The sequence below is a fragment of the Pseudomonas sp. MF6396 genome, assembly GCF_002018915.1.
GTDB classification, from domain to species: domain Bacteria; phylum Pseudomonadota; class Gammaproteobacteria; order Pseudomonadales; family Pseudomonadaceae; genus Aquipseudomonas; species Aquipseudomonas palmensis.
The window spans coordinates 1-20,620 of the sequence record NZ_MVOK01000023.1 but is presented as its reverse complement, the minus strand read 5'-3'; the positions used below and the strand labels follow the sequence as shown (position 1 = coordinate 20,620).

Sequence of the window (20,620 nt, the reverse complement as noted above, 5' to 3'; positions counted from 1 at the left end):
CAGCGACCGCCTCACCTTGTTTCGTGAAGCCATCGAAATCCAACACTGGAATCGATGGCTTTTTTATTTCTAAACCAGCAGCCGTCTGGCTAGGCCGGCAGCTTGGAAGAAATGTAATTCTGCACTGGAAGGCTAGTCCGCATGGGCAAGACACTGATCATCACTGAAAAAGCAACCGTAGCGGTCTCAATCGCGCAAGCGGTCGGAGGATTCAGCAAGGTGGAATCATGGCTGGAGAGCGAGAACGCAATTCTTGCCCCCGCTGCCGGCCACCTGGTTGAAATCCATTCCGAGGAAATGGCCAAGGGTGGGCGGGACATCGGCAACCTGCCTGTGATCCCAGATCAATTCGACCTGAGGGTCATCGAGCCAAAGGCCAAGTTCTATAACGTGCTGCAACGCCTAATGCGTCGGCCTGACGTCACCGCTGTTGCGAACGCGTGCGATGCCGGCCGCGAGGGCGAGCTCATATTCAGGCTCATCTACAAAATGGCTGGATGCACAAAGCCAATGCTTCGGATGTGGATGAGATCCATGGTCGATGACGCTATCCGGCAGGCGTACAAGAACATGCAGCCAGGCGCAGACTTCGACAACCTCGCCATGGCAGCAGAGATCAGAAGCGAAGGCGACTTTATCGTCGGCATCAACGCGAGCCGGGGTATCTCACGCCTCTATGAGCGAGAGACTGCTAAAGCCGAGATATTCCCGCTTGGCCGCGTGCAGACCCCAACGCTGTCCTTGGTTTGTGCTTTGGAGCTGGCAATTTTGACCTTCCGGCCCGTGCCCTATTGGGAGGTTCACGGCAGCTTTGGGGTTGCTGCTGGTAAATACACCGGCAAGTGGTTGGCACCACAGACGCCTGAGCAGAAGGGTGGCTCCCAGCACCGGATCATGGATCGAGCAAAGGCCGATGCTTTGATCAGCAAGTGCTCTGGAGTAGCACCTAGCAGTGTGGTGGATGAAGTCAAGCCGGCCCAGACGGGCCCTGGCAAGCTGTACGACCTCACCTCGCTGCAGCGAGAGGCGAACCGCAAGCTTGGGTTTTCTGCAGCTTACACACTGGAGATTGCCCAGAAACTTTACCTGGAGCTCAGCCTCACTACTTACCCGCGGACTGACTCTGCTTACCTTCCCGATGACGCAATCAACGACACGAAGAAGGTCATGGGAATGTTTGCTGGAACCCCCTATGCAGATCACGCGCAGCGCGTGCTCGATGAAGGCTGGGTACGACCCAACAAGAAGATTTTCGACTCGACGAAGGTGTCGGACCACTTCGCTATCATCCCAACCGGAAAGCGAGCTGGGGACCTGGAGCCGGACGTTCAGAAAATCTATGACATGATCGTCAAGCGCTTCATTGCCGTTTTCCATCCAGCGGCTGAGTATTCGGTAACCGTCCGGCTTACGACGGTGGCTGACGAACTCTTCAGGTCGACTGGCCGCGTGCTTGTGTCCCCAGGCTGGATGGTGGTTTACGGAGCCGGGATCGTCGAGGACGCAACCAATCGAGATGGTGACTCCGACGACAAGAAAGAGCTCGCACGGTACGTCAAAGGAGAGTCAGTCACTCCGCAGGGCATCGAGATGAAGATGCTCAAAACCAAGCCTCCAGAGCGGTACACCGAGGACACATTGCTGGGCGCGATGGAGACGGCAGGGCGCCTGGTAGAGGATGAGGACCTTCGTGAGGCGATGAAGGAGCGGGGGCTGGGTACACCGGTCACGCGCTCTGCAATGATCGAATCGCTCCAATCCACCAAGGACGGCGCAGGCCGAAAAAAAGAGCCCTATCTCATCCAGCAGAAGAAGTACTTTGCTCCCAGCGCAAAGGGGATGACTGTCTACCGTTTCCTGGTCGACAACGGCATCGATGCCCTTACGTCGCCAGTTCTCACCGGGGAATGGGAGCACAAGCTCCGTCAGATGGAAAAGGGGGCGTACAAGCGTGACGCTTTCAAATCCGAGCTTGCAGAGTTAACCACTGAAATCCTCGACACCATCAAGAAAAAATACGCAGGTGTCCAGGTCAAGAAGCTGAACGCCCCTTGCCCAACCTGTGGCGGTGCAGTTGAGATCCAGGCCCGAACCTTCGCTTGCGAGCGCCAGTGCGGCTTTTCTATATGGCGAGAAATCGCCAGTCGCATGTTGAAGGTATCTGAAGCCGAAACCTTGCTTCGAGACTCGGTGGTGCTAGGGCTCAAGGGCTTTGTCAATCCGAAGAAATCCACCAAGTTCGAGGCCGGGCTGAAGCTGCTCGACACCGGCAAGGTCGAGTTTTACTTCGACCCGACGGCGAACACCCGGGACTCCAAAGGTAATGTCGTTTCCTGCCCGAAATGCCAAGGCGGCATGCGCAAAATCAAAGTTCCCAAAGGGCACTTTTGGGCCTGCGTCGATCGAGAGCAGTGCAATCACACCATGAACGATCGCGACGGCGATCCAGTGGAGCGGCCGAAGTCATTTCCATGTGACCTCTGCGGCAAACCCATGTACCTGCGGAACGCTGAAAAGTCACCTTTCTGGGGTTGCAGTGGCTTTGTGAAAGGGGGCGGTGGGTGCTCTAACACCTTGAAAGACAATAACGGGACTCCGGTACCGAAGGAACAACCAGCCAGTTCTGACGGGACGCAGCCACCTACGATCCAAACAGACAGCGGAGCTTTTCTGTGAACGCCAACAACAAGGTCATTCGCGCAACGGCCATCGTGTTCGGTTTCTGGTGGCTTCTGCTCACTGCCCGAGCCTTTGGCGGTTCTCCGATGGAGTTTTTAGAGAACTGGCCTCTGGTGGGCTACAACGTCTCACACTGGATCCTGGGCGTTGTTTCTGGTCTGTTCATCGGTATCTGGTTTATCTGGTTCACCAGGTTGTCAGCACTGAACAAGCTATACGCCGGCAAGAAAGGAAACATCCTCAACGGCGCACGATCGACCCTTGGCAAGGTTCCCATGCCCACCTCGGCACTACCTCGCATCGAGGTGCCGTCGAAGCGTCTGCCCATCGACAGTAAAAAGGTGCTGGCTTGGGTTGAGGCTAATGAGAAGAAGTGGCCGGCCCATGTAGCGTTCTTTTGGGCCATTTGGGATACCTATTCCGCACATGCACACTTCCCAGCATCGCATCGCAAGGGAGGGCACGGAAATCGCCGGCTTTGGGAGCATTGTCTGGCCGTGGCGGACACCGCACTGGAGGATGCTGGCGCTTACGTATTCGACGGGGTTTATGTAAAGGCCCGGGGCAAGCCCAAATTCAAAATCATCGATCTGAAAAACAAGGAATACCGGTTTGACGCCACTGATCCGCTGATCCCCATTCTGGGCTTGGCGCACGATATCGGTAAGCTTGAGGCCTATGAGCTACTACCAGACGGCAGCGTTAAGACCCAGGAGGAGGGTGGAGCGCTCACACCCCAGGATGACAACCGCATCTCGCACGATGCCCTTGGTGCAAGAATTCTTGCACGCTTCCCTGAGTTCTGGGCCCTGCCTGCACGTGATCGACAAGCCGTGAATCTGGTCATCGCCCACTACCACCACCCAAGCGATTTCCCGGTTGACCGGAATGGCCTCAGCCTGGACGACCGCATGACGGCGCTCATGGAGTTCCTGATCCTGGTTGACAAAAAGACCGGCATGGCCGAGTCGAGCATCACCGAAACGCTGAGTGATCACGAGATCTCAGAAGACGAGTCCAACGCCATTTATCACAGCTTCGTCGAGATCATGACGGAGTACGGCAGAGTTAACGGCACCGGTGACCAGGCCAAAGATTCCACGCTGAAGATTGCTCAGAAACACGATGGACTGATCGTCATCCGGGAAAAGGACCTTCGATCTCTCATCTTGGCCAAAATGGGTTGGTCGTTGGAGGAGGGTGATGGTCGGTATCGAATGACCCTCAACCTGATGACGACGCTCCAAGAGAAGGGGCTGCTGTACTCGCGACATAATCACGCCGATATGAGCCGGTTTCTGCCGATGTACTCGATATCGTTGCGCAACGCACAAACGGGTGCTCACCTGACTACGTGGGAACCTTGCATCATTGTCGTGCCAGTTGCCACAACGCCCGAGCTTGCGGGTCTCAGTGGACTGCCCAACATGGGCACGAAGCTGGACATAGAGCGCCCATTGTTCACGCACAATCTCGGAATCACTGAAGCAGATGCGCTTAGGGAGATCGTTACCCGTGGTTTCAGCGCTGAGATCGCCGCGAAGATGAACATCGCCGGCAAGCAAGAAGAGAAGCCAAAGCCACAACCAGCACCAGCACCAGCACCAGCACCAGCACCAGCACCAGCACCAGCACCAGCACCAGCACCAGCACCAGCACCAGCACCAGCACCAGCACCAGCACCAGCACCACAAGCTCAGGCTGAAGAAGGGTTTAGTCAACCCGCAGCTGATACCGTAAGCGTTCCTCAACCGAATGCTCCAACAGTCGACTCAACCGAGCACGCAACATCGCTTGCCGGCGCCGCAAGCGGTGAGTCCGAGCACAGTGACGTTCCAGGAACGCAACCCGATATGTCCGCTGAAGCGCTACTGGCGCAGGATGATGATGACCCGCTCATGAGTGGTGGTGCAGATGACGAATTGCTAGATGAGGACCTGCAGAGCTTGACGCTCAGCTCGTTCGGCCCCGGGCAGGAGGTGGAACTGGTGGAAGACTTCCTCGCCATAGAACCTGCTCACTCAGCGAGCGATGACGTCGATGATGTGGATGATGTGTTCGGCGCATTCGCGCTCAGTGAATCCCCGAACGTGGACAAAGCCGAGCAAAGCGTAAATTCAACTGCGGGAGAAGAAGGGCCGGGCGCTTCGCTCATACACAATGATGATGATCTAGGCGTACCGGCGCCGGCGCCTATGGCGGTAGCCATACCTGATCCTGATGCAACCCCAACGAAAAGGATTAGCCCTGCTGCCGAATCCGCAGCGCTCAGGGCTCTTGAAGAGGCGGGCGCCAACTTCACCGCATTCGTTGCACCACGGAAGAAAAAGCCAGGCCCTGCTGAGCAGCTAGAGGGTATCCGCGCAGCAGTAAAAGCGGCAGAAATACCCATTTGTGGGACAAAGGATGGGTTTGATTACGTGTTGGAGTCAGACCTGATGGTCTATGACCCAAAACTGAAAATGGGCCCGCTGATTCGGGCGGAGAAGTTGCCTACTGTCGAGCCTAAGCCAGGCGTGGTAATGGTGGGCATTCCGGTGGCGCCGATGCAGCTGGACCTTTGACGAGCTGCCGACTCTGATCATGACTCCCTGGCTGACTTCAAGAAAGCCAGGGAGCCATGATCAGTCATAGGTCTGAGCGTACTGCTTTTCGGTCAACCGGCTCAGCAGTTTGAAATAATTTGCTCGCGTCGACTGGTCAAATACGTCGGTTTGAACTGAGAGCATGTCCTGCGCTGCTGCTTCCGGGCTTTTGCCAGAAGTGAAAGGCAGTGGCGCTTTCGCATACAGCACTGTCCCTTTGCTGGCCTGGGCCGCATCCAGCACGGTTTTCACTTCCAGATAGCGTGGGTAGCGAGTAGCGGTGAGGAAGTCCCCATCATAGACGCCGAGATCGCCTGCCTGGTCCTCGACCAACACAGCCATCAATGGCCAGTTCGATTCGGAGCCATCCGAGCGCGAACCGCCCTCATCTGGGCTAGCGAAAAAAATGACCCTCCGAAAGGTGTTGTTGGCAAACACTTCCAGAAGTGCTGCCTCGTTGGATGCACTGTCCGTGCAAGTCTTGCGGTTAGCCATAAAAAATCCTCTTCAAAAGTCGCACCACGCGGTGCTTTGTTAAACTACCACCCCTTGTCTGAAAAACTCAATAAATACTTGACAAATTGACAAAATGTCAATGCAGAAAACTATTCGCCCTTTTCAGGCACTCCTGCCTTAGCACCTCGAAAGCCTTCTAGCAGGGCAGCCTGCAGGGTGCTATTCAATTCTCGCAGTTCCTTGTTCTGTGCTTCTAGAGCGCTTAGGTTCTGCTGGGTAACCTCCAGCCGACCGCGGGTCTCAGCGGCATCGTCAGTGGCCTTCGAGCGCTGGACCCGCAGCTGGTCGATGAGCGTCAAAGCTTGCTGCAGCTCCTTGCCTACCTTCTCTGTTTTGCCTCTCTCTTCGTCCCGAACCCTGGCGGTCTCCATCATCAGATGGTTTTCGGTTTTTTCAAGGTGCTGCTCTGCGGCAACCCGGGCGGACTCGGCTTTCGTACGAGCCGCATCTGTCGCATCATTTGCTGCTTTGAGCTGTTCCTGTAGGCGCTCAAGCTCTCCACGATGCAGCTCCTGGGCACGCTCAATAGCGCCGTGGTGGACTTCCTGTAGGCGCTTGATTTCCTCGCCATGGGCCTGATTTGAGGCAGAGAACCTCTTGTTAAGATCTGCATGCTCAGCTTGAAGCTGGCGAATATCAGCGCTCGCCTGATCCAGCTGATCGGTCAACCGCTCCTTGTCTGCGATGAGCCCGGCCAGCTCTCGGCGCTGAGCCTCAAGGGCCGACACAGCAGCTAGTTCATTCTCACGCGATTCCTTGGCTGCCGCTTCGGCTGCAGCAGTGGCCGCCTCCAACGCCTTGCGCTCAACCTCATGAGAACTGGTGGCTGCATTCAGGGCAACATCCCAGATCTCATCGAGCTTTTCGCACACGGCGTCAGGAATGCCTGGCCTGCGCAGCCTGGCACTCAGCACGGGGCCGATCTCGCTCCAGAATTTTTTGATCTCTTCGTTGACCAGGTTCGGCGAGGCCTTGAGGTCGTGGTGGATAAAGATGCACTCGCGGATATCTGCCTGTCGAACCTCGCGACCAGCATCAAGCAACTCCTTCGCGTAACGGTGGACAAGCCCACGCGTGCCCAGGCGCTTGTCAGGTTGTACTCCGTCTACGGTCGTCATGGCTCGGATCCTTGGTGTGTGATGGCAGTAGCGGGAGAACCCAGCGGCGAAGGGATTTTTCCTAGCGTAATGCGCCGGCGCACTGCGTGCTACATGGGAAATTGCAGCTTAAAACCGCGCAGGTAGAAAATCAATTTCTTATCTAATATCATACGATTCTTATTGGTAAATCGGAAAACTCGTGAATATCTCTGATTATCACGAGTTTTCTCAAGCAAGAAAAAACGCCCCTCCAAAAGCCCATCGCTATCAGTAGCTGGCTTTTCAGAGAGGCGTTTTGGATTTCTCGTTAACCCCCTATGAACAAGGGGTTATGACAAATTTGCTTGCGCTGGAGATCAAGTATCAACGTCAGCCATAAATGCGAAGCCACGGCTAAAAATGCGAAAGCAAGGCGACACGGCATCTGCGGAGCACCATAGCTGAATCGGACCATGGACACTTTTCAAACCTTCAAAAGAGCGGCCGCAACCCGATCATTGCCCGACCAGCTGCAGAAAGCCTGCTGCATTGGCAAAGCCTCACTGATGCTCCTGGGTCAAACGCCCGGGCTAAACCGTCTTGTTGAGCAGTCTGTGCGCCGGCGGTGATCCAGACGACTCAGGCATGGCCGCCAACGGCAGGAAGTAATTCGTGAACTTGGAGTATGAACGCTACGGTCCAGGAATCAGTTCCGGAAACGTCCTCAGTATTACTTCCGAGGACAGAGCCCCACGGTACCGCTCATAAGCCGCGGCGACCACTGGTACGGACCCCGCATGACGCTCCTACGTCGATTCTGATCAATTCGCAGGGGCTAACATCGTCAGATTTCACACAGGAGCACGTAAAAATTCCTTCTTCTGGGCTCATCTCAGGATTCACCGGGCGCAGTCAACCTGGCTTATCCAGCTACTTGATTTCATCGTGAATGCCCCTAAAATCAAGGCTTTCACCACAAAAGACTTGCGCTGTGGATCAAGCCAAAAATGCAAAGATTTCTCGTGGGCTGCTGCTCTTGCGCCCTGGGAAGCTGTCCCGAGATGACTTCAAGCAACTGATCATACAGAAGGGTTGGCGCATGGCTGATGTGGCATGCCGATGGTCAATTCGTCCAGAGCACATGAGCCGCATCGCTGCTGACGAGGACAGGGACTTCAAATGGGACGACCTAGCCCGGGCTCTACCAACGCTGAGCCCAAACGAACAGGCTGCGGTGAAAGCAGCTCGCATGGTGTTGGCGCCACCAGCCAAACGGCAGCGCAAGATCACTCAGGTACAAGAGACTTCGATCGAGGCGCCAGTAGCGGTCGAAAGCTCTGCAGCTGCTGATAAGCCCTTCACTTGGAATCATGATGACGAAGAAGATGACGAAGAGTTCGCAGGGGTCGCCATAGACGGCTATCGCTGGCGGCGCTACCTATCCCGCGGTGCCGAGTTGGTCGTCGACAGCGAGATCGACAACTTTGCGTCGTTCGGGTCCATTCTGGTAGTGGTTGCAACACGGGAAGGTGTCGATTCGGCTGGCGGCGTACAGGAAGAGTACCAGTGCGAAGCACCATCAGGCTCGCAGCGATGGTTCGAGCCCGATGAGATTGACGACTGGCTTGTCTACAACGGCAAAACGCGAGACTTACGATGAACACGAACACTCCAGCCTTACACAGAATTCCGTACCTCCAGGCCAAGTCAGAAGTTGCGCTGCTTGATCGCGAGCCTGTCGACGTCATTGACCAGGTCGATGTGATCCAGGCAGATAACGACATCGAAGCAGCCTGGATGTGGCTCCATGCCAAAGGAACGAACCCTAAGACTAAACGGGTTATGCGGAAGGAAGTGGAGCGGTTCATCCTCTGGGCATTGCACACCCTGGGTAAACAGCTCTCCCAAATAACTGTGATGGACATCACCCAGTACATCGCCTTTATGGCTGACCCACAACCGGCTGAGGTTTGGGTATCGCACACAAAGCACAAGCGCTCTCATCCAGACTGGAGACCGTTCGCTGGACCACTTAGCAAAGCGTCGCAGCAGTACGCCCTGATCCAGATCGGCAGCATGTACAAGTGGATGATCCAGGGTGGACGCCTTAGAGCGAACCCAGTGTCGCTCGTGGCCAAGCCCCAAGTCGACGTCGACTTGACGATCAAACGGCTGCTTCCCGAGGCAGCCATTGGCTTGGCATTTGAGGCTATCGCAGCTACAAAAAGCCCACTCAAACGAGCTCGCGACCATTTCATGTTGAGCTTGTTCTACATGACCGGCGTGCGAACGTTCGAAGCGACCGGCGCTACCATGGGCAAAATCCGGCGATCCGCAAGCGGTACTCTGTGGTTGGAGGTGCTGGGCAAACGAAACAAGGTTAGAGATGTGCCGATATCCGAAGACCTCTATGAGGACTTGTTGCAGTATCGCCAGGCGTTCGGGTTGTCACGTGAGGTGCCAGTGAAGGACACAACCCCCCTCCTCCTGGCCTCGAACTCAAAGCTCAAACGCGCGCATAACGACACCATTTTGAAAGCAGTCAAAGAGATCATGCATCGTGCTGCAGCCCTGGCAATAGAGCGCAGCCAGTTCGATTTGGCCGATCGACTTGAGGAGGCCTCAACGCACTGGCTCCGCCACTCGTGCTTCAGTCACCTTGCCAAAGCTACTGGTGACCTGGTGATGATCAAGGCTCTGGCTGGTCACAGCAAAATCGAAACCACCAGTCGTTACCTGCACACGGAGGACGACGCTTTGCATGCGGGTGTCGTTCAAACCCTAAGCACCCCACGACTACACCGGTAAATCTCTCAAGGCCGTCTTGTTGAATCAGTGACGGTGGCTGCCAAGGCCACCCTTCGCTGATGGCCCGGCTGCCGTGAGGGATGAAAGCATCGTCCGCCATTTGCGACCAACAGCTCTCATACCTGCAGTGTACGTCCTCAGCATAGAACCCTCTCCGTTACGGACATCTGAGCGCCCTACCCTCGACATTTTTGTCGCAAAATCAGTTAATTACCCAAAATCATCTGGTTGACAGGGTTTGAACCCAGACACTACCAGATGACAGATTTCAGTAAGTGGTCTATCTCTATCAGGTAGAAATGCGTTTTTTCTTGTCTGACCGTATGGATTCGTATGAAAATGCGGTCATCCTACCTACCTGACCTCGGTAAACCACATGACTTCAGCTGCTGCGCCACTCGATCAGTACATCTTCACTGATTTCACTCAGCTAACCTTCACCCCACAGTTTGTGGCTGAACGCTTGATGATCAGCACGCAGACACTCAAAGCCATCGAGAAGGAACACGACCTCAACATCGCACGTGTCGCACGCGGATCCGTAGAGGTCAGGAGCTACACGCTAGCTGACATGTTCCTGATTGCGTCGATTCGTCGTGCAAATGGGAACACTAAAGGGTTTTCGAGACCAATCACCTGCTCGACCTACGTACAAAAAGGTGGGACCGCGAAAACTACCACCACTTGCAATATCGGCATCGAGTTCGCTTTGGCAGGTTTCAAGACCCTGATCATTGACAACGATCCTCAAGCCGACGTGTCCAGCATGCTGGGCTATGACCCTGACCAAACTACCGAGGAGCTTGTAGAGCTCGGCCTTCCTGCTGACAGAGCAGTAGAGGGCCACCTCGGGAACCTGATCCGTCTCGGAAACTTCCCAGAAATGACCCTGGACCAGGTGATCAAAAAACCATTTGGCGAGCATGGCCCCCACCTCATCCCAGCTTACGATTCCTTGGACGATATGGACGTTGTGCTCCGTAACGCCCAGGGTGCCGACTTCCGGTATTCACTGTTCATCGAACGAGCTCGCAAAGGTCAGCTCCCTCACTGCGACTTATCAAGCTATGATGTGATCATCATGGATAACGCACCTTCTGGAACCATGCTATCCCGGAACAGCCTGGCCGCAGCTGATTTCCTGCTGTGCCCAATCCGTATGGACAAATTCTCCTTCCGTGCGCTATCTCGACTGGCGCACAAGATCAATGATATGAGCACCGATTTCGGTCGGGCTCCAGAGATCGTTGCAGTTCCCACCATGTACATGCGCAACCGCCCCCGCCTACAAGCGAACCTCGCTCGCTTGTCCAGTTTGTTCCCAGGGAAGGTTACGGAACAACCGCTCTTCCACTCCGAGGACTACTCGAAAAGCCTGGAAGACGGCGTACCTCTTTCCCTCTGGAAACAAGGTGGTGAGAATTCTTTGGTTGCGTTCCGCAATGTGTTCGAGGAAATGGTTGGCCGCATCAAAACAGTCCTGGAGAAGGGTAAATGAGGAGTTCTAGCCCGATCGGCAAGCCTACTGTGATCGCGCCGGCGGAGGGTTCGTCTAGCATCCAGGGCGTACATGTTCCGAAGGTTATTCCGGAAGCTAACCTCCGGCCGATGAGCGAGGTGCTCAGTTCTTTGCATCTTGATGAGGAAAGGGACAGTTCAGCGGAGCCGCTGGAACGTGCGCCGGTTTCTGATGCTGATCACGTTCACCAGCCGGGCTTGGATGACATTTTCTTGAGCGGCGAGCGCTTGCCAGGCGAGGCAAAGTTCTTGCAGTTGACGCTCATACGCCGCGGGAAGTATCAGCCACGCCGCAAATTTGACCCCGAGAAACTCGGCCTTCTCGCGAACACGATTGAAGATAAAGGCCTCAACAACGCGATTATCGTTCGCCCCCTTGCTGACGGTACTTACGAGCTCATTGCTGGTGAGCGCCGGTTCCTTGCTCATGAGCTGCTCCGCAAAGACTACATCTACGCGCTCATCCGGAATCTTTCGGATGCTGAAGCGGCGATCTTGTCGGTTACGGACAACGACGCCCGGGAAGACCTTACTGAATTCGAGCGTGGTGCAAGTTACAAGAAGCTTCTCGATGACAAGGTAGTACAGTCCCAGGCGGAGCTGTCACGCCGTGTCGGTCGAAGCATGGCCACGATCAGCCGCTGCCTTGCTTATTTCAAGCTGCCTGAGGGTGTCATTTCATTGCTGGAAGAAGATCCTGACCTGATTGGTAACAGGGTTGTCTCCGAGATGGTTGCATTGGCTGACAAGGGTCATATTGAGACAGTTCTGGCCGCGGCAAATCGAATCAAAGAGGGTGCTTCCCAGGACAGTGCAATCAACTGGGCCAAGGGTGAGGTCCGGCGCAAGACGTCTCCTCAAGCACCAATCCCACCGCGGCAGATCGACTACAAAGAGCGTACCCAGCTAGACGCTCGTATTGATGGGCGCAAGTTGATTCTCACCCCTCCCAAAGGCATTGATCCCGCAGAGGTCCTCGCATACATCGAGGAGATGCTCAAAACGCGTAGTTAATGTCCCTTCCGCCGCCGGTCCCTCCGGCGGCAAGGCGCCCTCGCCTTTCCCTGTTTAATCCACTGATATTGTTGAATTTTTCTCATTTTCACTGTGAAAGGCTCCGTCTTTTTTCACAACACTTCTCGTTCACCTGGCTATTTTTCACAGTGAAAATTACCTCCCTGCCTCGGCGTTTCACTGTGAAAAGCAAGCCGCGTTCCCCATGACTACCAGGCACCAGTTCTCTCTATCCGCGCCCATTGCCCACTGCGCACTGTGCAGTGCTTACTATGCAGTGCACACCTAATACTGATCACTACGCACTGCATAGCCCATACACTGCATAAACCACAGCGTCATGCTTTTCACTGTGAAAAGCTCAATCAGGCCCTTCTTTCACCTAGCCAAACCATTCCACAGCGCGACGCGCTCCCGCCGATAGCCCTGGGGCTGGTGCTTCAAATAAGCGGTGAAAAAACGGGCGTTTCACAGTGAAAAGGAAATCGGCTTCAAACTGCTCTCTTCCTTCTCTGAGCCATGCTCAGAAGTCTCGTTCTGCTCTCCTGAGCACAGACATCACCGGCGCGGCCGGCAAGTTGCATCAGCACTATGAAAGGTCGATTTTTCTCAAGCACTGATCATCGCCACTTTTCACGGTGAAAAGTCCGCTCGGGCACTTCGACATGGAGACTCCTTACCAAGACAGGTGCTGCACCGGCCATTGTCTAGAAGATCCAGGCTATGCGGGGCAGCCAAGGCCGAGACCAATAACCAGTGTCCAGGAATGTGCTTGCTGTGAATGCCCATAGATTTTCGCCTCCCTTTACACGGTGAAATGACTTGGCGGGTCTTGGGTAGTGCCCATAGATACATAGGATGCGCGTTACATCTTTGATGACCACATCACCCACTGCTACGGAACGGTGTGATATCCGCTTTCACTGTGAAAAGGCGCCCCTTCACGCTGACGAGGCCAAAAGGCAAAAGGTCCAACTAGGAACCGAACAGGATCTCCGTCCGTTAATGGGAATGAGTGATCCGACGCAGCGTGCCTGGCTTCAACCTAGCGTCGAGCTTTTCACGGTGAAAATGCCAAGCCCCATGTGCGTACAGGGTCCGGTTCCCTATTTCACTGTGAAAACCTTCACCTCGATGAGGGAACTCCTGGGTTCAAAACGCAGCTCAGTACGTAAAGAGGAATCGAACTGCCAGGCTTAATCAGCCCGTGTGTAACTGGCGCGACTGGCGGCATTCCGGCCTTTTCACAGTGAAAACCCGCGGGGTATCACCCCATATCGAGCGGTTACCGCGAACTGCTCATCAACATTCCCAGCGGTTAAAGGAAACGCGAAAAACAGCAGGGGTGGCGTAAGGCATCGTCACCGTGGCGGCTGCAGGATCAAGGTGTGCGTTTCACAGTGAAAAGATTCGTAGCCAAGAGCTCAGATAACGGGATCTGGTGCTCGAAATTCCAGCGACAGCGAGGCACACAAGTCGATGGTCCATTCCATTGAGCAGTGCCCTGCTGCGCGCGGTGACCACCGACAGGCCCGTGGCGTACTACCCCAGGCAACAGCGCAATAGGCGCGAGTCGGCGCCCGGATCACTGGGTTACAGCGCTTCCACGGTTGGTTCGGTGAGAATCCGGGTCTGCGCATTTGACGACTCCCCGGGCAGGTCAGGCGAAGCAACTATTCGGGATCTGTTCAAGCCAAGGTTCTCGCGCAGCGTGTTGCCTTCGTATTCCCACTTGTAAAGCTGGCGAATATCAGACATTCGCGCTAGCTGGTCTCGAAGTCCATCTGCGCGCTGCTACGCAGCCCGACGGTCTCCAGGTTCGGCTCTGGCATCCGGCCATCCATCAACTCACGTGGTGATTTCACTGTGAAACGTCGGGATAGCCATTTCACAGTGAAAATTCTGGCGCCCGGTTCGACCATTGGTGCAGTGCATAGAAGAACCGCCAAAACGTTCTCGCCGTAGCCCCCAACATAGCCAATGCATGTGCTTGGCCTAGCATAGCGTCCTCTTTGATAAGTAGATCAAAGGCATGGGCACCCACATCAATCTGTTACCATTAGATTCAACAAGAGTACGTTTACGTGTTATGCGTCGAATACAAAGCCATGTGCTGCATAACAGCAGTGCAAGCTATGGCGCATACGCCCCCAACCGATCAGGAGAAACGCATGTCTATTGCAGTGGTATTGAGCGAAGGCTCCGGCACCATCTTCGAGAACAAGAACCGCACATCTGATGCAGCACCCGTGATGATTGGCTATATGGAATTCCCGCTGAACAAGGAGCGCAATCAGAAGCTGAAGCTTGAGGTAGCGGTCTGGCTCAAGCAGAAGAATGGCTCGAACGAGAAGTTCTACTCACTGTCAGTAGGCGGGATCAATGCCAGCCTGTTCAAGGAAGCTGACAAGAAGGATAAAGGCCCGGACTATGCGGGTAGCTTCGGTTTTAACCACGAAATGCGTATCGCAGGCTGGCGCAAAGAGGGCGTGGACGGTGGAGCACCATTCATCAGCCTTTCGGTTACAACAAAGGTACGGCCTGTAAGCCAGCCATCGCCAGCAGCTGACGCAACAACGCAAGGAACCCCGTCTCAGGATGGTCAAGTGGATACAGGTGATCCTCGGTTCCAATTCTGATAACCCCAGACCCCGCTTAGCGGGGTTTTTTTTTGCCTGTTCATTTCCCCGGGCAGCAAGCGACCTCGAAGCAGGCAAGCATGCCTGGGCGAGGCCGGCCAACACAAAATATCGGGGCTTTAGGTCAGCCAAGACTGCAACCGATCAAGACCTAGGCCATGCTGCCCATACCCATAGAGAGAGCGTGATCTGCGCACCTGGTTACCGCCACGGGCTTTAGCTGCGGACGGGCTCGCTCAGTGCGACTGCCTTTTAGGAGGCCTTGCCAGGCCGAGCAGCTACATTATTCCCGCCAATCAGGCCGGCAATACGGCTCTTCCCGATAAGGCCACGGGTACTCTGGCAATGGCGGCCTATTCCGCCGTTAACGCCCATGCTCGTTACATCAGGCGTAGTGATCTCGCCGACAGGTATCGATGATGACTGCGATGTATCGAAGGATCGACAGGTACGGCCAGGCACCGCGGATTCAGCCTGACATCTTGTTCGTAGCCTGGTCGACTCGATCGCCCCGCATTTTCGCTGCCATGACTTAAGCGACCCAGGTCTCTTGATCGAGGGGAACTGCTGGGCCCCGCCAGCAATGTTTTCACGTGAAAACCTGACGCAGCCAATTGTGCCATGGCTAGGGGTGGGGCCTTCGTAGGCGTGGGCCTCCCTGGACCTGACTGGGGGATCACAGGGCGAAACAGCGAAATGTGCCATCTCTAGAGGCGTGACAGCTCGAAATTGCCTAAATGTGCCATGGCTAGTGTGCAAAATGGGGAGCACGACCGAAATGTGCCATCTCTAGATGAGGTAGGGGGAGTGGCCACCCAGCCAAATGTGCCACGCTTCGTGTACCACCCCATCAGTCTTATGCCACTTTTCACAGTGAAAACTATATCAACGATGACGATCGTGGGCTCCGTTCAACTAGTTCAAAGAGGTTAAGTCATTATGTGTCGTGGCAAGCCAGTACTAGGGGGGGTGAGGGGGAGTCGCACCCCCTTGAATCATCAATTGTGCCATCGTCAGGGGCAGGAGGGGGTTCTGTAGGTGTCTGATAAGCCTAAGGAAACGAAATGTGCCATTGTTAGAGCACTGCTAAAGCAAATTCGGCAGATCGCTGGTGTTCGCGTGCCACGAATCGTGATGAAGAGTGCCATCGTTAGGGAGGGTGCTGATGCTAAATCGATCATCAGTAATGGCTGGAGGGCCCGTATTGACTGGGCTCGATCCAATTGTGCCATCGCTAGGAGGCCACATGCCTACCAGTGGCACAATTCACGAGATCGCCTAGCGATGGCACAGTACGGGTCTAAAGGTGGCACATGTTTCTAAGGATGGCACCGGAGCCATCTACCGCCGGCACATTAGTCTCGGAGGATGGCACTGTTCCCCCTGGAGATGGAACACAAAAATGGCTAGAGCCCTTGTGTATCAAGGGTTTGAGGGATTCACTAACAAAGCTTTAAAAAAGCAGTGAAAACAGAAACAAGCTGTTGTAGGTTTTTTGCTATCGCTTTTTTGAGTCAAAAGCGAAGGGCAAAAGCGGTACCTAGGGATGGCACAATTGGGCACTGACGTTGGAACCGTATTTTCGTTGACCAGAAGTCATACGTTCGAGTAATGTGCCACCACAGTCACCGATGGCACAATTCACATGGACTCAGAAACCCCCACACCGCGAGCTCCGAGAGCAAAGCGTACAGCCGGAGCGACAACGGATACCAGTCCAGCTAAACGCAAGAGGGCACCCAAGCTCCAGGTCGTTCGTGATGTAGAGCCATCCAAAGCCGTAGAGCTGAAAAAGGCAACCGAAGCCCTCTCGATGCGAAACGTCTCTGCCGCCAGTGACTTCACATTCCTTCAGCGAAAACTCTACAACACCCTCCTTCAATTCGCCCAGCAGCGGCCGAGAGAGGAGATGGTTCATGAGATCCCGATCAAACAGGTCGAGGACAACATTGGACACACCACGTCGAACAGCCGTGATTACCTCAAGAAGGTACTCGTGAGCATGTCTCAGACACAGGTGGAGTTTGACTACAAGGGTGAAAGCCCTGGGCGCAAGAGCGAATGGGGCATCGCAAACCTGATCGCTGAAGCCTACATCTTGGAAGATGGCCAGACCCTTCGCTTTTCGTTCCCACCGGATCTGAAACGCCGGCTACTCGACCCAGCGATCTTCAACTTGATCGACTTGCGGATGCAGTACCACTTCTCCAGCTTCTCTGCTCTCACTCTGCACGAGATCACGTCTCGCTACCTCGGCTCACCCATGGGAGAGACGTACCGTGCACATTGGTCTGAGTGGAGCGTTGTGCTGTCAGGATCTGCTACGCCACATGCCGAATTTCGCGACTTCAACAAAATGCTGGGTCGCGCAATCGACCAGGTCAACAGCATTGAACGCAGATTCCGCATCTCACCGCACGTCACAAAGCTAAACCGGAAGATGGACAAGCTTTGGTTCAAGCTGGAGACACTGATTCAGCCTGGCCTAGACCTTGGACCATCACCAGAGCTGGTTAGCCAGGACGTGTCAAAGCGCCTTAAAGCACTGTCCTTGAGTCAAAAAGATATCGATGAGCTTGGCATGACTCACGATGAAGAGTACCTGCTTGCGCAAGCTGACTACACCGAGGCACAGATGCGCAAGGAAGGGGCTAAAGTTGCAAGTCCAGCGGCATATTTCAAGGCTGCAGTAGCCAACAACTACGCCAAGGCGCCAACTCAACAGAAGGCCGCGGAACCAGGCAGGGGCAAAAAGCCAGCCGCCTCTAAAACCGGTGAGAAGTCGAAGCCGGCGCAGGCGCCATCGCAAGCACCGAAAGCAGCACCATCGAACCAAATGGCAGACCTGCTGGAGCAGTGGGGAGCAGCTCAGCGTGAAGCTATTCGCGCCCAGTTCATGGAACTGTCGGACGAGCAGAAGAAAGAGCTTGCGGAGAAATATGAGACCGAGCTGCGCAAAGACGATCTGGCATACTCGCAATACCGGTCGAAGGGTTTGAACACGATGGTGATCAATTGCTTGGTAGCGATCCAGTTCCAGGAGCGTTTCCCTGAGACCCCAAGCTCGGAAACACTCCTGCAATTCTTGCTGGGTGGAGCGAAGATCTAAAGCTATCTGTGGCCGTTCGAGGACGGCTGCGGGGCTATCTGTGCGGTGCGCTGGACAATGTTCAACAGCGTATCAGCGGAGAGGAAAGGGGAGTTCTTCAGCATCTGCTCAATGAGCAGAGTCACCACGCCAAAGCAGTCGCCTGGCCCGATAGGCACCGATCGAGGTGGCCGGCCTTTCGTATTCACAGAGAGAAAAACCTTCCCGGGCTGATTCTCGATCGTGAACCACTTTTCGTTTTGTGCACCATGCCCTTTCCCATCAAACTTTGTCTGCATTTGCATGAAGGTCGCCAGCACGCCAGGCAGCTCGCGTCCAGATAGCTGAATGCTGATCTTGTCAGACCAGTTGAATCTCTTGGATGCGGTCGACTCCGCGGCTTCGATCCTAATCGTGTGCTCACCACCCCTGGTCATATCGGACTGGAAGCAAACGGCGACCTTTCCGCCGTACACATGCCGAGTAACAAAGGTCTTCTCGCCTGCAGGCTCGCAGGCATTGTCGGAAGTGACAGGCTCCTCGGCAGTCTCAATATCCGCAGCTTCGATCAGCACCTCTGGTTCCAGGGATGCACTGTGCTGCGAATGAGCGTTCCGGTAGATTTCGCACAGAGACTGACCAACATCTGAGTCTACGTAACCACCATTGGCCCATTGTTTGAGATCTTGAGAGAACTGCGGGCCCTCGGATTTCCCAATGCTGATCAGCACTGGGAGGGATGGTTGTGGGAGCTTGGCCTGGAGGATGCGCTCGGTACACCCTGGTAGAATCGTGAAGAAAACTCCACGAAGATAGTGCAGGGCTGAGTTGTCGCCGGCTTTTGCCCGATCGATCGCGTCGGTGAGGTCATCACCCTCTGATTTGTAAACCTCATCGAGCACTTCGATGTCGGGTGCAGGAATTCGCAAACTGGAGAGCTTGGCAGATGCAGACTGGGCATCGAAACGCATAAAGAAGAACCCTTGGCTCAGTAAAATACCGTTCGTAGCCTTACGGATACTAGCAATAGGGTCTTTTCTTATCAATACGTGTTATATCCCTTTTGGGAATAACTACGCAAAAGATACTACAGGATGTCTATATCCAGGGCTTTGTTTAGCTCGTCTTCAATGTCGACGGAGCAGCCATCCAGCTGGAAATCAGATTTCGCCAGTACGCCCAACGCCATCATGATCACTGGGGTTCCGAGATCAATACGCTTTGCTACGATCCTGATAGCAGCAAGATCGCGGAGGGAGGGTTTAGGGCGACCTGTGCGCCACGAGTTGAGCGTCTCATACGGCACATCGATTTTCTCGGCGGCCTCCTTCAGGTCTTCTGACCAAGTGGCTGCGATCAGTTCATCCAGAATGAAAATCGGGGATGAGGCGACGTCTGCCTTCGTGACCTCTTCGAAATAGGCCGCGGTCTCATGGCTCTGGCTGACAGCTTTCGAATTGAACACCGCTGACTGCTGAATCAGACAGTAGTCCGACCAGCGAAAAACGTCCGCCATCTGCAGAACTCGGAACCCCGAGCAATGAAGAAATGCAGCAATAAGGTCGATTCGTTTTCGATCCAGTACGTCATGGAGGGGGCGCGGTTTGGCTTTTGACTCATCCCCAAAACAACTGGCCAGCGTGTCTGCGGTGAAACCACAGGCCTTGCTAGCCTCTTGGAAGGGGAGCGATAGCAGTTCAGATCTATCGATTATGGCCTGATATAGGCGGAGCCCTGGGTTCACTACAAATCCTTCTCTCTTAACCGATCATCAGCACTGATTCAGACACACGTTGTCGGCAGCTATCCAACAAATCATGAGAGAGGCCAAGAGATTTTGCTATCTCTGGGTCCACCCAGTCTACGAGTGATGATCTATCCAACCCCATAACCACGCCATAAGCATAGGTCGAGGATACTGATAGCAATTGGCCAAGGATATCGGGTAGGGGGGATCTATTGGAATACGTGAGCAACGCTTTTTGGATTGGGGTCGGGAATTTCCAGCGCTTCAGCAGCTCTGCTCCAACCTCAGCATTGTCAAATCCAAGCTGCGCCTGCTCGACAGGACGCCGGCCGACAAGATCGAATGCATCAACGGATTGAACTACAGTGCAGGCTTCATCGGGCATTACCAGGTGAATGAGTAGAGCGCCTATGCCTTGCATCAAACCCGTAGTGAAAGCGATATCCCGTTCTGCACCTATGCTCTCCGCCAGGGCAGATGCCATGAACGCAGTATACAAACCCATTTTCCAGTAGGTCGGCATATCAATGCCTGGTGCGTCCGGCAGCGCCTTCAGTAGGCCTGTCGTGATAATGGTGGTACGGAAGTTGTGTATGCCAATTGTAGATATGGCATCTTCGAGACGGGAGACAGTTCCGCTGCGTCCGAAATAAGCAGAGTTGGCCGTGCGTAGTACTTTTGCGGCGAGAGCCTGGTCAAGGCTCACTGCTTTCACAATGCTGGACAACGGCACTGAGGGATCCCTAGACATCGCTAGTAGCTCCATAACCACTGAAGAGATCGTGGGTAAGGCTGCGGGATTCTTGAATATTTTTGCTAGGGATGGTCTGAAGTAGCCCCTGTTTTCCGGCTACTTCGCCATCGACACTTTCAAAAAACGGTAGCCGCTCAAATCCCGGTCAAACCTGCCGTCTATTTCAGCCTTTTTTGCCGCTGCAAGCACCTCG

At 54.6% G+C, this 20,620-nt stretch carries 13 protein-coding genes; 8 read left to right on the top strand and 5 right to left on the bottom strand.

The features are described from left to right. Positions 1–141: 141 nt before the first annotated feature. Together MF6396_RS20840 and MF6396_RS20835 are read left to right on the top strand one after the other, a co-directional pair. The gene (locus MF6396_RS20840) at positions 142–2,676 is read left to right on the top strand and encodes a DNA topoisomerase (RefSeq protein ID WP_064492175.1); all 2,535 of its coding nucleotides are present in this window, start codon (positions 142–144) and stop codon (positions 2,674–2,676) included. Then, a complete protein-coding gene (locus MF6396_RS20835; protein WP_078481471.1) occupies positions 2,673–5,243 on the top strand; it encodes a hypothetical protein in 2,571 nt (856 codons plus the stop codon). The genes MF6396_RS20840 and MF6396_RS20835 overlap by 4 nt, the downstream gene beginning before the upstream one ends. Before the next feature lie 60 nt (positions 5,244–5,303). Here MF6396_RS20835 and MF6396_RS20830 read toward each other — a convergent pair whose 3' ends face one another. Both MF6396_RS20830 and MF6396_RS20825 read right to left on the bottom strand, forming a co-directional pair. Next, positions 5,304–5,759 carry a hypothetical protein gene (locus tag MF6396_RS20830; protein ID WP_061305584.1) on the bottom strand — a complete coding sequence of 152 codons (456 nt, stop codon included), beginning with the start codon at positions 5,757–5,759 and terminating at the stop codon, positions 5,304–5,306. Between the two features lie 110 nt (positions 5,760–5,869). Further along, positions 5,870–6,898 carry a DNA-binding protein gene (locus tag MF6396_RS20825; protein ID WP_064492173.1) on the bottom strand — a complete coding sequence of 343 codons (1,029 nt, stop codon included), beginning with the start codon at positions 6,896–6,898 and terminating at the stop codon, positions 5,870–5,872. Positions 6,899–7,850: 952 nt separating this feature from the next. Between MF6396_RS20825 and MF6396_RS28825 the strand changes: the two genes are divergently transcribed. The 6 genes from MF6396_RS28825 to MF6396_RS20795 all read left to right on the top strand — a co-directional run bounded on the left by MF6396_RS28825 (position 7,851) and on the right by MF6396_RS20795 (position 17,947). After that, on the top strand, positions 7,851–8,519 hold the full coding sequence (locus MF6396_RS28825) for a hypothetical protein (RefSeq protein WP_177346339.1): 669 nt from the start codon (positions 7,851–7,853) through the stop codon (positions 8,517–8,519). Then, positions 8,516–9,667: a tyrosine-type recombinase/integrase gene (locus MF6396_RS20815; protein ID WP_064492172.1), complete on the top strand. Its 1,152-nt coding sequence runs from the start codon at positions 8,516–8,518 to the stop codon at positions 9,665–9,667. The genes MF6396_RS28825 and MF6396_RS20815 overlap by 4 nt, the downstream gene beginning before the upstream one ends. Before the next feature lie 376 nt (positions 9,668–10,043). Then, on the top strand, positions 10,044–11,165 hold the full coding sequence (locus MF6396_RS20810; RefSeq protein ID WP_064492171.1) for a ParA family protein: 1,122 nt from the start codon (positions 10,044–10,046) through the stop codon (positions 11,163–11,165). Further along, positions 11,162–12,199 (top strand): ParB/RepB/Spo0J family partition protein, encoded by a 1,038-nt coding sequence (locus tag MF6396_RS20805; protein WP_064492170.1) that lies wholly within the window; start codon positions 11,162–11,164, stop codon positions 12,197–12,199. The genes MF6396_RS20810 and MF6396_RS20805 overlap by 4 nt, the downstream gene beginning before the upstream one ends. Before the next feature lie 2,171 nt (positions 12,200–14,370). Continuing rightward, positions 14,371–14,838, top strand: a complete 468-nt coding sequence (locus MF6396_RS20800) for a hypothetical protein (protein ID WP_060514623.1) — start codon at positions 14,371–14,373, stop codon at positions 14,836–14,838. Between the two features lie 1,645 nt (positions 14,839–16,483). After that, the gene (locus MF6396_RS20795; RefSeq protein ID WP_177346338.1) at positions 16,484–17,947 is read left to right on the top strand and encodes a RepB family plasmid replication initiator protein; all 1,464 of its coding nucleotides are present in this window, start codon (positions 16,484–16,486) and stop codon (positions 17,945–17,947) included. A 2-nt stretch (positions 17,948–17,949) separates the two neighbouring features. Here MF6396_RS20795 and MF6396_RS20790 read toward each other — a convergent pair whose 3' ends face one another. The 3 genes from MF6396_RS20790 to MF6396_RS20780 form a co-directional block, all read right to left on the bottom strand. After that, complete coding sequence (locus MF6396_RS20790; protein ID WP_064492281.1) at positions 17,950–18,897, bottom strand: hypothetical protein; 948 nt, start codon at positions 18,895–18,897, stop codon at positions 17,950–17,952. 116 nt (positions 18,898–19,013) lie between these two features. Next, positions 19,014–19,670, bottom strand: coding sequence for a hypothetical protein (locus MF6396_RS20785; RefSeq protein ID WP_023383517.1), 657 nt, complete (start codon positions 19,668–19,670; stop codon positions 19,014–19,016). Positions 19,671–19,686: 16 nt separating this feature from the next. Then, positions 19,687–20,454, bottom strand: coding sequence for an HDOD domain-containing protein (locus tag MF6396_RS20780; protein ID WP_274521389.1), 768 nt, complete (start codon positions 20,452–20,454; stop codon positions 19,687–19,689). Positions 20,455–20,620: the final 166 nt, after the last annotated feature.

What these genes read in the sequence shown, in the direction of transcription:
- MF6396_RS20800 (WP_060514623.1), top strand. Translation starts at nt 14,371, where the DNA reads ATGTCTATTGCAGTGGTATTGAGCGAAGGCTCCGGCACCATCTTCGAG.
- MF6396_RS20840 (WP_064492175.1), top strand. Translation starts at nt 142, where the DNA reads ATGGGCAAGACACTGATCATCACTGAAAAAGCAACCGTAGCGGTCTCA.
- MF6396_RS20825 (WP_064492173.1), bottom strand. Translation starts at nt 6,898, where the DNA reads ATGACGACCGTAGACGGAGTACAACCTGACAAGCGCCTGGGCACGCGT.
- MF6396_RS20830 (WP_061305584.1), bottom strand. Translation starts at nt 5,759, where the DNA reads ATGGCTAACCGCAAGACTTGCACGGACAGTGCATCCAACGAGGCAGCA.
- MF6396_RS20795 (WP_177346338.1), top strand. Translation starts at nt 16,484, where the DNA reads ATGGACTCAGAAACCCCCACACCGCGAGCTCCGAGAGCAAAGCGTACA.
- MF6396_RS20805 (WP_064492170.1), top strand. Translation starts at nt 11,162, where the DNA reads ATGAGGAGTTCTAGCCCGATCGGCAAGCCTACTGTGATCGCGCCGGCG.
- MF6396_RS20810 (WP_064492171.1), top strand. Translation starts at nt 10,044, where the DNA reads ATGACTTCAGCTGCTGCGCCACTCGATCAGTACATCTTCACTGATTTC.
- MF6396_RS20790 (WP_064492281.1), bottom strand. Translation starts at nt 18,897, where the DNA reads ATGCGTTTCGATGCCCAGTCTGCATCTGCCAAGCTCTCCAGTTTGCGA.
- MF6396_RS20815 (WP_064492172.1), top strand. Translation starts at nt 8,516, where the DNA reads ATGAACACGAACACTCCAGCCTTACACAGAATTCCGTACCTCCAGGCC.